Below are 13,664 nucleotides of genomic sequence, written 5' to 3'. Positions count from 1 at the left end.
CACATCAGTAACACAGACAACGACTGCAACAGGGCGTGTCGGTGTGCTGCGTCATGATGAAGGCATGCCGGACGCCCTCCGGGCGTTCGCGCCCGCCACCGCCGAGTGGTTCACCGAGTCCTTCGCCGCCCCCACCGCGGCGCAGGCCGGCGCGTGGCGGTCCATCGCGGAGGGCCGCAATACGCTCGTCGTCGCGCCCACCGGCTCCGGCAAAACCCTGTCCGCGTTCCTCTGGGCCCTGGATCGTCTCGCCGCCCGGGCACCGTCGGAGCAGCCCGACGGTGCCGCGGCCGCCCGGCCCGGCACGTCCGTGCTCTACATCTCCCCGCTGAAGGCCCTCGCCGTCGACGTGGAGCGCAACCTGCGTGCCCCGCTGGCCGGCATCGCCCGGGTGCGCGAGCGGCGTGGCGAACCGGCTCCGGCGGTCACCGTCGGGGTCCGCTCGGGTGACACGCCCGCCCAGCAGCGGCGACAGCTCGTCCGGACTCCCCCGGACATCCTGATCACCACGCCCGAGTCGCTGTTCCTGATGCTCACCTCGCAGGCCCGCGAGACGCTGACGCACGTGCACACGGTGATCATCGACGAGGTGCACGCCGTCGCCGGTACCAAGCGCGGCACCCACCTGGCGCTCTCGCTGGAGCGGCTCGACGCGTTGCTCGACCGCCCCGCGCAGCGGATCGGATTGTCCGCCACCGTCGAGCCGGCGCAGGAGGTGGCGGCCTTCCTCGGCGGGCCGCGCCCCGCGACGGTCGTGCGCCCGCCGTCGCAGAAGGAGTTCGACCTCACCGTCACCGTGCCCGTGCCGGACATGACGGAGCTGGACGTGGTCTCCGACGAGGACGACGCGCCGCAGCAAGGGTCGCTGTGGCCGCACGTCGAATCGTCCATCGTGGAGCTGATCGAGCGGCACCGCTCCACCATCGTCTTCGCCAACTCCCGGCGCCTCGCGGAACGGCTCACCGCCCGGATCAACGAGCTGGCCATGAACGTCCGTGCGGGCCCGCCGAACCCGCACGTCGCCGGCGGCGCCCCCGCCCAGCTGCTCGCCAGCGGGCAGAGCCACGGGGCGGAACCCGTTCTCGCGCGGGCGCACCACGGCTCCGTCAGCAAGGAGCAGCGCGCGATCATCGAGGACGATCTGAAGTCCGGCCGGCTGCGCTGCGTGGTCGCCACCTCGAGCCTCGAGCTCGGGATCGACATGGGCGCCGTCGATCTGGTGATCCAGGTCGAGGCGCCACCGTCCGTGGCCGCGGGGCTGCAGCGCGTGGGCCGCGCCGGGCACCAGGTGGGCGAGCCCAGCCGCGGCGTGTTCTTCCCCAAACACCGGACTGACCTGCTGCACAGCACCGTCACCGTGCAGCGCATGCGCGAGGGCGCCATCGAGAAGCTCGTCGTGCCGCGCAACCCGCTCGACGTGCTGGCCCAGCAGACCATCGCCGCCGCGGCCATGGACGTCCTCGACGTGCACGACTGGCTGGCACTGGTCCGGCGCGCGCATCCCTATACGGCGCTGCCGGACTCGGCGTACGAGGCGGTGCTCGACCTGATCTCGGGCCGCTACCCCGCGGAGGACTTCGGCGAGCTGCGCCCGCGCGTGGTGTGGGACCGGGACGCGGGCACGCTCACCGGCCGCCCCGGCGCGGGCCGCCTCGCCGTCACCTCCGGCGGCGCCATCCCCGACCGCGGCCTGTTCGGCGTGTTCATGGTGGGCGAGAAGGCATCGCGGGTGGGCGAACTCGACGAGGAGATGGTCTACGAGTCCCGCGTGGGCGATGTCTTCGCGCTCGGCGCCACCAGCTGGAAGATCGAGGAGATCACCCACGACCGGGTCCTCGTCTCGCCCGCCTTCGGCCAGCCCGGCCGGCTGCCCTTCTGGATCGGCGACACCGTGGGCCGCCCCGCGGAGCTGGGCCGCGCGATCGGCCGGTTCACCCGCGAGTTCACCGCGCTCGGCCCCGACGAGCAGCGCTCCCGGGCCCGGGACGTGGGCCTGGGCGAGTGGGCCGTCGACAACCTCATCGCCCTGCTCGACGAACAGCAGCGGGCCACCGGCGTCCTCCCCACCGACCGCACACTGGTGGTCGAACGATTCCGCGACGAGCTGGGCGACTGGCGGGTGGCGCTGCACTCCCCGCTCGGGATGAAGGTGCACGCGCCGTGGGCGCTCGCGATCGGCGCGCGCCTGAACGCCTCGCTGGGCCTCTCCGGCGCCGTCACCGCGACCGACGACGGCATCATCGTCCGGCTGCCCGACACCGACGACGCCCCGCCCGGCGCCGAGCTGTTCCGCTTCGAGCCGGACGAGATCGACGACCTGGTCACCGAGGCCGTGGGCTCGAGCGCGCTGTTCGCGTCGCGGTTCCGCGAGTGCGCCGCGCGGGCGCTACTGCTGCCCCGCCGCGACCCCGGTAAACGGGCGCCGCTCTGGCAGCAGCGGCAGCGGGCCAGCCAGCTGCTCGAGGTCGCGCGCGGGTTCCCGCAGTTCCCGATCGTCCTCGAAGCCGTCCGCGAGTGCCTGCAGGACGTCTACGACGTGCCGGAACTCATCGCCGTGCACCGGGCGCTCGCGTCGCGCACCGTCCGGCTGGCGGAGGTCGAGACCGTCGCACCGTCGCCCTTCGCGGCTTCGCTGTTGTTCAGTTACGTCGGCGCCTTCATGTACGAGGGCGATGCGCCGCTGGCCGAGCGCCGCGCCGCCGTGCTCAGCCTGGACCCGGCCGTGCTCTCCCAACTGCTCGGCCGGGTCGAGCTGACCGAGCTCCTCGACGCCGACGTCCTGCAGGAGATCGCCGCGCAGCTGCAACGCACCGCGCCCGGCTATCGCGCGCGCACCGTCGAGCAGATCGCCGATCTCATCCGTGAGCTGGGTCCGCTGACGCGCGCGGAGATCGCCGAGCGGTCCGACGGTGCGCCGGGCGCGGTCGACGAGTTGCTATCCGCGGGACGCGTCTTCGCGTACGGCGAGGGCTGGATCGCCGCCGTCGAGGACGCGGCCCGGCTCCGCGACGGGCTCGGCGTGCCGCTGCAGCCGGGCATCGCGTCGGCGTTCACCGCCGAGGTGCCGGACCCGATCGGCGATCTCGTGTCGCGGTACGCCCGGCGGCACGGTCCCTTCACGGCGCGCGAGGTCGCTCGGCGCTACGGGCTGGGCGTCGCGGTCGTGCAACGCGCACTCACGGAGCTGGTCGGCGCGCGCCGGATCATCGAGGGCCGGTTCGTCCCCGAGTCCGACGGTGCCGATGGCGTCGCCGACTCCGACGGCGTCCCCCAGTTCTGCGACGCCGAGGTGCTGCGCCGCATCCGCCAGCGCAGCCTGGCCCGGCTGCGGCAGGACGTGGAGCCGGTGCCGGAGCGGGCGTACGCGGAGTTCCTCGCGGGCTGGCACCACCTGAAGACCCCACTGCGCGGCATCGACGGCGTCGCCACCGTGATCGACCAGCTCGCGGGCGTGCCGATCCCCGCCTCCGCGTGGGAGTCGCTCGTCCTGCCGCAGCGGGTCACCGACTACTCCCCCGCGATGCTCGACGAGCTCACCGCCACCGGCGAGGTGGTGTGGACGGGGCACGGCGCGATCGGCGCGCAGGACGGCTGGGTGGCCCTCCACCCCGCCGACCTGGCACCCCTCACGCTGCCCCCGCCCGACGCCCTTGAGACCACCGCGGCGCACGAGGCGATCGAGGACGCGGTGCGCGGCGGCGGCGCCTACTTCTACCGCCAGTTCTCCGGCGCCACACCCGAGGCGCTGTGGGACCTGGTCTGGGCGGGCCGCCTCACGGGCGACACCTTCGCGCCGATCCGCGCCCGGCTCGCGGGCGGTCGCCGCTCCACCGCGCACCGCACCCCGCGCCGCGCGCCGCGCGCCCGGTTCCGCGTGGCGGTCGACCAGGCGCCGCCCATGGTCGCCGGGCGGTGGTCGCTGCCGCCCGCACCGGCGGAGGCGAGCGCCACCGAGCAGTCGGCGGCCATCGCCGAGCAGCTCCTGGAGCGGTACGGGGTCGTCACCCGCGGAGCGGTCATGGCCGAGCACGTCGAGGGCGGCTTCGCCCGCGTCTACCGCACCCTCGCTGCGTTCGAGGAGTCGGGCAAGGCGCGGCGCGGCTACTTCATCGAGCGGCTCGGCGCGGCGCAGTTCGCGCGGGGCGGCACCGTCGACGCCCTGCGCGATGCGGCGTCCGCACTCGAGCGGGCCCAGCAGCGCGGCGAGAGCTCCGCGCTGGTGCTCGCCGCCACCGACCCCGCCAACCCCTACGGCGCGGCGCTCCCCTGGCCCGAGCGCGGCGACGAGGGCGCGCGCCCGGGCCGCAAAGCCGGAGCCGTCGTGGTCCTCGTCGACGGCGCCCTGGCCCTGTTCGTCGAGCGCGGCGGCCGCACGCTGCTCACCTTCACCGATGCGCCCGAGGCCGCCTTCACGGCGCTCGCCGTGGCCGCGCCGGGGCTCGGGGGCCTCACCGTCGAGAAGGTCGACGGTGCCCCCGCCCTCACCTCGCCCCTCGCCGGGGCGTTGGCCACCGCGGGCTTCACCCGCACCCCGAAGGGCCTGCGCGTGCGAAGTTGAGTGGATCAATTCGCTAGCGGATCAGCCACTCAACTTTCCAGAGGTATCACTACTATCAATCGGCTCCCCCTCGATCTTCCGCCCGCCGCCGAGCACCGCACCGTCGAGGCCGCGCTCCCCGCGGCGGGCCGGACGCGCTGCGACGCCAGGGACTGGGCGATAGCCCTGGCCGCGCCCGACGGTGCCGTGGTCGCCCGGATCAGCCCATTCGACCCCGTCGGCCCGTGCACCGCGCGGCCGTACCGCGAAGCGGCAGAAACCAGGCAGGCGCCAACGCTGTACCTGCGGCGGCGGCTCGTGGGCGGCGACCTGCAGCTGATGGAGCAGCTGATGGAGCAGCTGTTCGACGCCCCGCAGGCGCACGTCGCAGTCGGCCCCGAGCGGCAGCCGCCCTCGCCCGCATCCACGCGGACACCGCGCACGAGCTGCCCTGGTGCGGCTCGCTGGACACCAACCCGTCGAACGTGATGCGCCGCGAGAACAACCCTCCGGTACTCATCGACCCGTTCTTCGTCGACGGCCCGAACCTGTACCGCACGGCCGCCGAGCGACCGGACGAGTTCATGACGCGCATTCCGGAACCGGAGCGGCGCTTCATGACCGAGATCCCACTCGCCGCGTCGGGACTGTGGCCGGAGGCCGAGCGCGCCGCACTGCGCTCGACCCTCGCCGCGGCTGACGCACGCGCGTCGGCGAAGATGGACCGATGAGCACGAGCCAGCCCGTCGATCGCTACGCGCGGTTCCTCGGGATCGAGGTGACCGGGCACGGCGGCGGCCGGGCGGTGTCGACGGTGACCGTCACCGAGGACCACCTCAATCCGCACGACACGACGCACGGCGCGTTCGTCTTCGCGCTGGTCGGCACGGCGGTCGCGGCGGCCGCCAACGACGACGAGCACACCGGCGTGGCCAGCGCGATCCACATCGACTACCTCCGCCCCACCCGGCTCGGCGACGCCCTGCGGGCCGAGGCGACCGTCGGCGAGCGCCTGCCGAAGGAGGACTTGTTCGTCATCCGGGTCACCGATGCCGGCGATCGGGTGGTCGCGCGCGCCTCCGCGCGGTTCACCCGCCGCGCCCGCGCACGGTAGCGACTTCGCCGTTCCGCCACCGCGCCCGCCGGAGAGGCGGAGCATGGACGGGTATGACGAACAACGTGTACCGAGTGATCGAAGTCGTCGGCACCTCCACCGAGGGGTACGACGCGGCCGTCGCCAACGCGGTCGGTCGTGCCGCGCAGACGATGCGGAACCTCGAGTGGTTCGAGGTGGTCTCCGCCCGCGGCCACATCGAGAACGGCGCCGTGGCGCACACCCAGGTGACGCTCAAGATCGGCTTCCGGATGGACGACTGACTCCGGGCCCGTCGGCCCTCAGCGCGCGAGTTCCTCCGCGCGCCGCACCAGCCCGTCGACATTGCCCGTGAAGCCCCGTCGCAGATTCCCGCCCAGGACGGCGCCCACAACGGGCGACAGCGGACCGTCGAGCTGGAAGTGCGACGTGTACCGCGACCTCCCGTCCCCGAGGTCGACGATGCCCTGCTCGCGAATACTCCGCAGCAATCCGCCCGGCGCGGGCTTCATGGCGTACGAGAAGCCGCGGCCCTCGTCGACCGAGACGATGAACTCCTTCTGGGTCATCAGCTTCGGCGGGCGCAGCGCCACCCGCATGACGATCGCGCCGCCGGGCCGCAGGTCGCAGGTGGCGGCGACCGCGAAGGGGTTCCACTGCGGGTACGCGTCGAAGTCGGTGAGCGCCTGCCAGACGAGTGCCGGCGGTGCCGCGATCTCGCGGGTGTGGTCGATGACGAAGGCCATCCCCTCAATCTAGAACATGTTCCACCGAGTGCGAGCCGGATCACACACTCAGGACATAGCGGAATATCTTCACCGGCGTTACAGTTGCACCCTGCACGTTATTGCTTAGAGTTTTGAAGGAAGGTCCGATGTCCGAGACCACGGCGGAAACGCCACCCCAGTCCACAGCCCCCATGACCCACCGGGAGATCCTCGAGGTCATGGCGGGCCTGCTCGCCGCGCTGTTCACGGCGCTGCTCAGCACCACGGTCGTGTCGACCGCCCTTCCGAAGATCATCGCCGATCTCGGCGCCTCGACGACCGCGTTCTCCTGGGTCATCACCACCGCCCTGCTGGCCAACGCGGCGTCCACCCCCATCTGGGGCAAGCTGGCCGACCTGTTCAACAAGAAGGTGCTGGTCCAGGCGGCCATCATCATCTTCGTGATCGGCTCGGTGCTGGCCGGTGCCACCCCGAATGTCGAGGTCCTGCTGGTCGCCCGCGTCATCCAGGGCATCGGCATGGGCGGCCTGACGGCGCTCGTGGTCGCGATCATCGGCAGCATCGTCCCGCCGCGCGAGCGCGGTCGGTACTCGGGCTACATGGGTGCGGTGATGGGCGTCTCCATGGCCGGCGGCCCGATCCTCGGCGGCGTCATCACCGACCACATCGGCTGGCGCTGGTGCTTCTACGTCAGCGTCCCGTTGGCGGTCGGCGCATTGATCCTCATCCAGCGCACGCTGCACCTCTCCTCGACCCGCAAGGACGAGGTCTCGATCGACTGGCTCGGCGCCACCCTGCTCACCGCCGGCGTGTCCGTGCTGCTCATCTGGGTCTCGTTCGCCGGCAAGAACTACGGCTGGGTGTCGACCTCGTCGGCCGTCTACCTGGCCAGCGGCATCGTCCTGCTCGTGGCGACGGTCCTCGTGGAGCTGCGCGCCAAGGATCCGATCATCCCGCTGAAGATCATCGCCGAGCGCACCACGGGCCTGGCGATCATCGCGTCCATCGCGGTCGGCGTCGGCATGTTCGGCGCGATGTCCTTCCTGGGCCTGTACTTCCAGAACTCGCGCGGCTACAGCCCGACGATGGCCGGCGTTCTCACCATCCCGATGGTGGTCGGCATGCTGCTCTCGTCCGTCGTGTCGGGACAGTTGATCACCCGCACCGGAAACTGGAAGCGCTTCGTCGTCGGCGGCGCGATCGTGCTCGTGGTCGGCTTCGCCCTGCTCAGCACGATCGACCACCTGACCCCGATCTGGCAGGTCCAGCTCTACATCGCGGTCATGGGCCTCGGCGTCGGCGCACTGATGCAGAACCTGGTGCTCGCGGTCCAGAACACGGTCAGCGTGCAGAACATCGGCGCGGCATCGAGCTCCGTCGCCTTCTTCCGGACCTTCGGCGGCGCGATCGGCGTCTCGGCCCTCGGCGCGGTGCTCACCGCCCGCGTCACCGACCTGGTCAAGCAGGGCGTCGTGGCGAACGGTGTCCGCGACCCGCACAGCCCGCTCATCCGGGAGATCACCAACGCGGCGTTCGGTGACGCCACCGGCCGGATCTTCCTGGTCTCGACCGCCTGCGCGATCGTCACGCTGATCGCCGTCGCGTTCTTGCCGAACAAGCCGCTGCGCACCACGATCGACATGGCCCCCGAGGCCACGACCGGCGCCTCCGACCAGGCCGCCGGGCAGACCGCCGAGCCCGCGACCGTGGGTTCGCCGACCTCGGCGCAGACTGAGGATCGTGCGCCGATGGCGGCCGCGAAGCACAACTAGGGTGTTACTGAAGTTTCCCCTGTGACGAGGGAGGCGGCATAATCGCACACATGATGCGTAAGTCCGCCTCCCTCGTCCCTCCTCTGCTCGCGGGTGCCGCCGTCCTCACGGCCGGGTGCGCCGCATCCGCGGGTGCCGATCCCGCGAACCCGTCCGGCTCCGTGCAGCCGACCGCCGCCGCGCCGTCGAAGCCCTCGATCGTGGGCTCGCAGTGGCGCCTGAAGTCCGACCCCGAGGCCTGGTTCCGGGTCCAGGGCTCCAACATCTCGGGCAACGACTCGTGCAACTCGCTCAACGGCAGTGCGGCCTCGCTGGCCAGTGCGGACCGCGTGGACTTCGGTAACGGTGTCGCCTCCACCATGATGTACTGCCCCGACCCGAAGGGCACCCAGACCGCGATCAGCGAGGCCCTCAAGGGCGTGCGGATCTGGTCGCGCAACGGCGCCGAGCTCGTGCTGACCGATCCGGACAACAACCGCTCGTGGACCTTCGTCCTCACCCCCGCGGGCTCACCGTCGGCATCAGCGGCGCCGACCTCCTCCTCGACGGCCTCCGTCCCCGCTGCAGCCGCGGCCCGGTAGGGCGATCGACTCGCCCACGGGCCACGGTTCGCGCCGAGGCCCGTCGGACACCGTCAGCGCCGCACGACCTTGGGCGTGACACCGGGCACGGGGACCGGCTCGAGGATCTCGGCCCGCGCCTCGGGCGCCGCGGCGCGCAGGGCGTCGGCGGTCTCGTCGTCGGGCATGTTCTGCGACTCGATCTCCGCGGCAACGCGCGCGCCGTAGTTCTCGAGCTCCCGCGCGACGTCTGCCGCGGACCAGCCGAGTACCGGTGCGACGAGCTCGGCGACCTCGGCGGCCGCCTCGAGCCCGCGGTCGGGGTACTCGATGGAGATGCGGGTGCGGCGGGCGAGGACGTCCTCGAGGTGCAGCGCACCCTCCGCCTTCGCCGCGTACACGGCCTCGACGCGCAGGTACTGCGGCGCGCCGGCCAGCGGCTCGAGCAGGCCGCGGTCGGCGTCGGCGAGTGCCAGGACGTCGCCGATGAGCGAGCCGTACCGGTCCAGCAGGTGCGTGACCCGGTGCGGGTGCACGTCGTGCTCGCGCGCGATCGACGTCGTCTGGTTGGTGAGGGCGTAGTAGCCGTCCGCGCCGACGAGCGGCACCTTCTCCGTACAGGACGCGGGCACCTTGTGCGGCAGGTAGGCCTCCGCGGCGTCGACGGCGTCCGAAGCCATCACCCGGTAGGTGGTGTATTTGCCGCCCGCGATGGTCACGAGGCCGGGCGCGATCGCGGCGACGGCGTGCTCGCGGGAGAGCTTGCTGGTCTCGTCCGACTCCCCCGCCAGCAGCGGACGCAGGCCCGCGTAGACGCCGGTGATGTCCTCGCGGGTCAGTTCGGTGATGAGCACCTTGTTGACGTGATCGAGGATGTAGTCGATGTCCGTCGCGGTAGCGGCGGGGTGCGCGAGGTCGAGGTTCCAGTCCGTGTCGGTGGTGCCGATGATCCAGTGGATGCCCCACGGGATGACGAACAGGACGCTCTTCTCGGTGCGCAGGATCAGCGCGACGTCGCTGACGATCCGGTCGCGCGGCACGAGGATGTGGACGCCCTTGCTGGCCCGGACGCGGAAGCGCCCCTTCTGATGCGAGAGGGCCTGCAGCTCGTCGGTCCACACGCCGGTCGCGTTGATGACCACGGTGGAACGGACCTCGGTGACGGCTCCGGTCTCGCTGTCGCGGACCACCACGCCGGAGACCCGGTCGGCCTCCCGGAGGAAGTCCACGACCTGTGTCGACGTGCGCACCACGGCGCCGTAGTGCGCGGCCGTCCGGGCGACGGTCATGGTGTGCCGGGCGTCGTCGACGACGGTGTCGAAATAGCGGATGCCGCCGATCAGCGCATCGCGTTTGAGCCCGGGGGCCAGCCGGAGCGCGCCCGCCCGGGTCAGGTGCTTCTGCGCGGGCACGGACTTGGCGCCGCCCATGGTGTCGTAGAGGAACATGCCGGCGGCCATGTAGGGCCGCTCGATCACGCGCTTGGTGAGCGGCGCGAGGAAGGGCAACGGCTTGACCAGGTGCGGCGCGAGCGTGGAGAGCGACAGCTCACGCTCGTGCAGGGCCTCGCGGACCAGCCCGAACTCCAGCTGCTCGAGGTACCGCAGGCCACCGTGGAACATCTTCGAGCTGCGCGAACTGGTGCCCGACGCGAAGTCGCGGGCCTCCACGAGCGCCACCTTGAGCCCGCGGGTGGCCGCGTCCAGCGCCGACCCGACCCCGACGATGCCGCCGCCGATCACGACGACGTCGAACTCCTCCGACCCGAGTCGGTCCCAGGCCCGCGCCCGGTACTCCGGCGACAGCAGCGGCGCGGTGGTCGAGACCCCCGCGGGCGTGGGCGCCGCAGTGGCGGTTTCAGGGTTGGCAGCGTTCATCAGCGATCACCATGTCAGTATTCGGGCGTGGCAGTTTCATCTTCTCGCGACCCGCAGTTCGTCGCCGCGATCGACCAGGGCACCAGTTCGACGCGGTGCATCATCTTCGACCGGCGCGGGACCATCGTGGCCTCCGAGCAACGGGAACACGACCAGATCTTCCCACGCGGCGGCTGGGTGGAGCACGACGCCACGCAGATATGGGTGAACACGCGCCTGGTGTGCTCGCAGGCGCTGGCGACCGCCGACCTCACCGCCGCCGACATCGCAGCCGTCGGGATCACCAACCAACGCGAGACGGTCGTGGTGTGGGATCGCGCCACCGGCGAGCCGATCCACAACGCCATCGTCTGGCAGGACACGCGCACCGAGGCGCTGTGCGAGGAACTCGCGTCCGTGGGCCTCGACGAGCCGGACCGGGACCGGTTCAAGCGCTCGTGCGGCCTGCCGCTGTCCACGTACTTCTCCGGGCCGAAGATCGCCTGGATCCTCGACAACGTCGACGGTGCCCGCGAACGCGCCGAGCGCGGCGAACTGTGCGCGGGAACGATCGACTCGTGGCTGGTGTGGCACCTGACCACCGACGACGATTTCAGATCGGCCGCCGGTGGCCCCGCTTCATCGTCGGCCCGGCCGCTGCACATCACCGACATCACCAACGCCTCCCGGACGATGCTGATGAGCCTCGAGACCGGGCAGTGGGACCCCGCGACCTGCGCGGCCATGGGGATCCCGATGGCGATGCTCCCCGAGATCCGCTCGAGCGCGGAGGTCTACGGCCTCGTCCGCGAGCGCGGCGTCTTCGGCGGCGTGCCGATCGCGGGCATCCTCGGTGATCAGCAGGCCGCCATGTTCGGCCAGGCCGCTCTCGATCCGGGCACGGCCAAGAACACGTACGGCACGGGAAACTTCCTGCTGGTCAACACGGGCGAGCGGCCCGTCTTCAGCGAGCACGGACTGTTGACCACCGTCTGTTATCGACTGGGCGACGGTGCGCCGGTGTACGCGCTGGAGGGCTCGGTCGCGGTGAGCGGCTCGCTCGTGCAGTGGCTGCGCGACAACCTCGGCATCATCTCGGCGGCGCCGGAGGTGGAGGAACTCGCGACCGCCGTCCCCGACAACGGCGGCGTCTACGTGGTGCCGGCGTTCTCGGGGCTGTTCGCGCCGCGCTGGCGGCCCGACGCCCGCGGCGTGATCGTGGGCCTGACGCGGTTCTCCGACAAGCGGCACATCGCGCGGGCGGCGTTGGAGGCCACGGCCTATCAGTCCCGCGAGGTCATCGACGCCATGAACGCCGACAGCGGCATCCCGCTCACGGAGCTGCGGGTGGACGGCGGCATGGTGGTCAACGACACGCTCATGCAGTTCCAGGCGGATGTGCTGAACGTGCCGGTCATCCGGCCCCGCATCATCGAGACCACCGCTCTCGGCGCCGCGTACGCCGCCGGCTACGCGACCGGCGTCTGGACGCTCGACGAGATCCGCACCAACTGGGCCGAGGATCGGCGGTGGCTGCCGACGATGCCCGCCGAGCAGCGCGAGCACCTCTTCGGCGAGTGGAACCGTGCGGTGGACCGCACGCTGAACTGGGCCTGAGTGTTCGATCCCAGTAATTGGGATTATTGTTTCGACAGCTGGGATCAGCTCTGGGATGGTTCCTCCATGTCCGAGGAACGAGGCTCCCTGTCCGTCCGTGCTGTCCGCGGTTCGGCGATCCGCGACCTGCTCTCCGTCGTCGAACAGCCCGGCGTCCTCTCGCTCGCCGGCGGGCTGCCCGCCCCGGAGCTCCTGCCGACGGAACGCACGGCCCGCGCCGCGCAAGCAGCGCTCGCCTCGCCCGCCGCCCTGCAGTACGGCGTGACCGCGGGCGCGCCGTCACTACGAGAGGTGGTGCACGCCCGCGAGTCCGCGAAGCTGGGCCGCGACGCCGGCACCGTCGTGATCACGCACGGTTCGCAGCAGGCGCTCTCGCTGCTCGCGCAGGCGCTGCTCGATCCCGGCGACACGGTGGTCGTCGAGGATCCGGGGTACATCGGCGCGCTGCAGGCGTTCGACACCGCCCGCGCCCGGGTCGCCGGGGTGAGACTGGATGCCGGCGGTATGCGCGTCGACGAGTTGCGGCCGATCCTGCGGCGCGAGCAGGTCCGGATCGTGCACACGGTCTCGAACTTCCACAACCCCGGCGGCGCCACCCTGACCGAGGAGCGGCGGCGCGAACTGGCCCGGCTCGCCGACGAATTCGGCTTCTGGATCGTCGAGGACGATCCGTACGGAGAGCTGCGGTTCGCCGGTCCGACGGTGCCGCCCGTCGCCGCGTTCTCCGATCGGGTCATCCGCCTGTCCAGCGCGTCCAAGATCGTCGCCCCCGGGCTGCGAGTGGGCTGGATGCACGGCGACGCAGGCGTTCTCGCTCTCGTGGAGCGCCTCAAACAGGGCGCCGACCTCTGCGGTTCGAGCCTCACCCAGGCGGTGACCGCGGAGCTGCTCGCGGACACCGCATGGCTCGACGGCCACGTCGAGGCGATCCGATCCGTGTACGGCGAGCGCGCCCACGCCCTCCACGCGGCGCTCACCGACGCCTTCGGCGACCGGCTGCGCCTCACCGCACCCGAGGGCGGCATGTTCCTGTGGGGCGAGTTCACCGACGGCACAGCGACGTCCGCAACACTCGGTGACGCCGTGGACGCCGGCGTCGCCTACGTCCCCGGCTCCGCCTTCGCCGTGCAGCGCAACCTCGACCACGCCCTCCGCCTGTGCTTCACCACGTCCCCACCGGACGAGCTCCGCGAGGCGGTCCGAAGGTTGTCGACGGTGCTGTGACCGAAGGAGGGCCGCCCGGAGGGCCTCGTCGAATCGAGACCTACCGTCGGCCCTCCCGTCACCGTGACCCCGGCGGCCACCGAATCATCCTGTGGTCGTGGAGATCATCCCGTGTCCGTAGGGATCAGCTGTTGAATTCGAAGCGCGGGAACGCGGTATCGCCGGCGTACCGCGCCGCGTCACCCAGCTCCTCCTCGATCCGCAACAGCTGGTTGTACTTCGCGACCCGCTCACTACGAGCCGGAGCACCCGTCTTGATCTGACCCGAGCCCACCGC

11 protein-coding genes and 1 pseudogene are annotated in these 13,664 nt (G+C 71.6%); 9 read left to right on the top strand and 3 right to left on the bottom strand.

Annotated elements, in window-relative coordinates:
* Window positions 1-64: 64 nt before the first annotated feature.
* The 5 genes from ABZX10_RS06000 to ABZX10_RS05980 are packed head-to-tail and all read left to right on the top strand — an operon-like array spanning window position 65 to window position 5,914.
* Window positions 65-4,558 (top strand): ATP-dependent helicase, encoded by a 4,494-nt coding sequence (locus ABZX10_RS06000; RefSeq protein WP_355535765.1) that lies wholly within the window; start codon window positions 65-67, stop codon window positions 4,556-4,558.
* The gene (locus ABZX10_RS05995) at window positions 4,559-5,026 is read left to right on the top strand and encodes a hypothetical protein (RefSeq protein WP_355535762.1); all 468 of its coding nucleotides are present in this window, start codon (window positions 4,559-4,561) and stop codon (window positions 5,024-5,026) included.
* Window positions 5,023-5,268, top strand: coding sequence for a hypothetical protein (locus tag ABZX10_RS05990; protein ID WP_355535759.1), 246 nt, complete (start codon window positions 5,023-5,025; stop codon window positions 5,266-5,268). Before ABZX10_RS05995 ends, ABZX10_RS05990 begins: the two co-directional genes overlap by 4 nt.
* Window positions 5,265-5,651, top strand: a complete 387-nt coding sequence (locus ABZX10_RS05985; RefSeq protein WP_355535756.1) for a hotdog fold thioesterase — start codon at window positions 5,265-5,267, stop codon at window positions 5,649-5,651. The genes ABZX10_RS05990 and ABZX10_RS05985 overlap by 4 nt, the downstream gene beginning before the upstream one ends.
* Window positions 5,652-5,704: 53 nt before the next feature.
* Window positions 5,705-5,914: a dodecin gene (locus tag ABZX10_RS05980; RefSeq protein WP_355535753.1), complete on the top strand. Its 210-nt coding sequence runs from the start codon at window positions 5,705-5,707 to the stop codon at window positions 5,912-5,914.
* A gap of 18 nt (window positions 5,915-5,932) precedes the next feature.
* Here ABZX10_RS05980 and ABZX10_RS05975 read toward each other — a convergent pair whose 3' ends face one another.
* Window positions 5,933-6,376, bottom strand: coding sequence for an SRPBCC domain-containing protein (locus tag ABZX10_RS05975; protein ID WP_355535750.1), 444 nt, complete (start codon window positions 6,374-6,376; stop codon window positions 5,933-5,935).
* A gap of 128 nt (window positions 6,377-6,504) precedes the next feature.
* Here ABZX10_RS05975 and ABZX10_RS05970 point away from each other — a divergent pair, with 128 nt between their 5' ends.
* Both ABZX10_RS05970 and ABZX10_RS05965 read left to right on the top strand, forming a co-directional pair.
* Window positions 6,505-8,130 carry an MDR family MFS transporter gene (locus tag ABZX10_RS05970; RefSeq protein WP_355535747.1) on the top strand — a complete coding sequence of 542 codons (1,626 nt, stop codon included), beginning with the start codon at window positions 6,505-6,507 and terminating at the stop codon, window positions 8,128-8,130.
* 50 nt (window positions 8,131-8,180) lie between these two features.
* A complete protein-coding gene (locus ABZX10_RS05965; protein WP_355535744.1) occupies window positions 8,181-8,711 on the top strand; it encodes an META domain-containing protein in 531 nt (176 codons plus the stop codon).
* A 53-nt stretch (window positions 8,712-8,764) separates the two neighbouring features.
* Here ABZX10_RS05965 and ABZX10_RS05960 read toward each other — a convergent pair whose 3' ends face one another.
* On the bottom strand, window positions 8,765-10,567 hold the full coding sequence (locus tag ABZX10_RS05960) for a glycerol-3-phosphate dehydrogenase/oxidase (RefSeq protein WP_355535741.1): 1,803 nt from the start codon (window positions 10,565-10,567) through the stop codon (window positions 8,765-8,767).
* A 27-nt stretch (window positions 10,568-10,594) separates the two neighbouring features.
* Here ABZX10_RS05960 and glpK point away from each other — a divergent pair, with 27 nt between their 5' ends.
* The gene (gene glpK / locus ABZX10_RS05955) at window positions 10,595-12,163 is read left to right on the top strand and encodes a glycerol kinase GlpK (protein WP_355535738.1); all 1,569 of its coding nucleotides are present in this window, start codon (window positions 10,595-10,597) and stop codon (window positions 12,161-12,163) included.
* 66 nt (window positions 12,164-12,229) lie between these two features.
* A complete protein-coding gene (locus ABZX10_RS05950) occupies window positions 12,230-13,387 on the top strand; it encodes a PLP-dependent aminotransferase family protein (protein ID WP_355535735.1) in 1,158 nt (385 codons plus the stop codon).
* Between the two features lie 124 nt (window positions 13,388-13,511).
* Here ABZX10_RS05950 and eno read toward each other — a convergent pair.
* Window positions 13,512-13,664: pseudogene (gene eno, locus ABZX10_RS05945) on the bottom strand (phosphopyruvate hydratase); the annotation flags it as partial.

This window comes from Tsukamurella sp. NPDC003166, from assembly GCF_040611135.1.
In the GTDB taxonomy this organism is placed as follows: Bacteria; Actinomycetota; Actinomycetes; order Mycobacteriales; family Mycobacteriaceae; genus Tsukamurella.
The sequence above is the reverse complement of the archived record's forward strand: the minus strand, read 5'-3'. Positions and strand labels throughout refer to the sequence as shown.

Coding starts and splice junctions, on each gene's coding strand:
- ABZX10_RS06000 (WP_355535765.1), top strand. CDS start 65: ATGCCGGACGCCCTCCGGGCGTTCGCGCCCGCCACCGCCGAGTGGTTC.
- ABZX10_RS05970 (WP_355535747.1), top strand. CDS start 6,505: ATGTCCGAGACCACGGCGGAAACGCCACCCCAGTCCACAGCCCCCATG.
- ABZX10_RS05960 (WP_355535741.1), bottom strand. CDS start 10,567: ATGAACGCTGCCAACCCTGAAACCGCCACTGCGGCGCCCACGCCCGCG.
- ABZX10_RS05975 (WP_355535750.1), bottom strand. CDS start 6,376: ATGGCCTTCGTCATCGACCACACCCGCGAGATCGCGGCACCGCCGGCA.
- ABZX10_RS05985 (WP_355535756.1), top strand. CDS start 5,265: ATGAGCACGAGCCAGCCCGTCGATCGCTACGCGCGGTTCCTCGGGATC.
- ABZX10_RS05950 (WP_355535735.1), top strand. CDS start 12,230: ATGTCCGAGGAACGAGGCTCCCTGTCCGTCCGTGCTGTCCGCGGTTCG.
- ABZX10_RS05965 (WP_355535744.1), top strand. CDS start 8,181: ATGATGCGTAAGTCCGCCTCCCTCGTCCCTCCTCTGCTCGCGGGTGCC.
- ABZX10_RS05980 (WP_355535753.1), top strand. CDS start 5,705: ATGACGAACAACGTGTACCGAGTGATCGAAGTCGTCGGCACCTCCACC.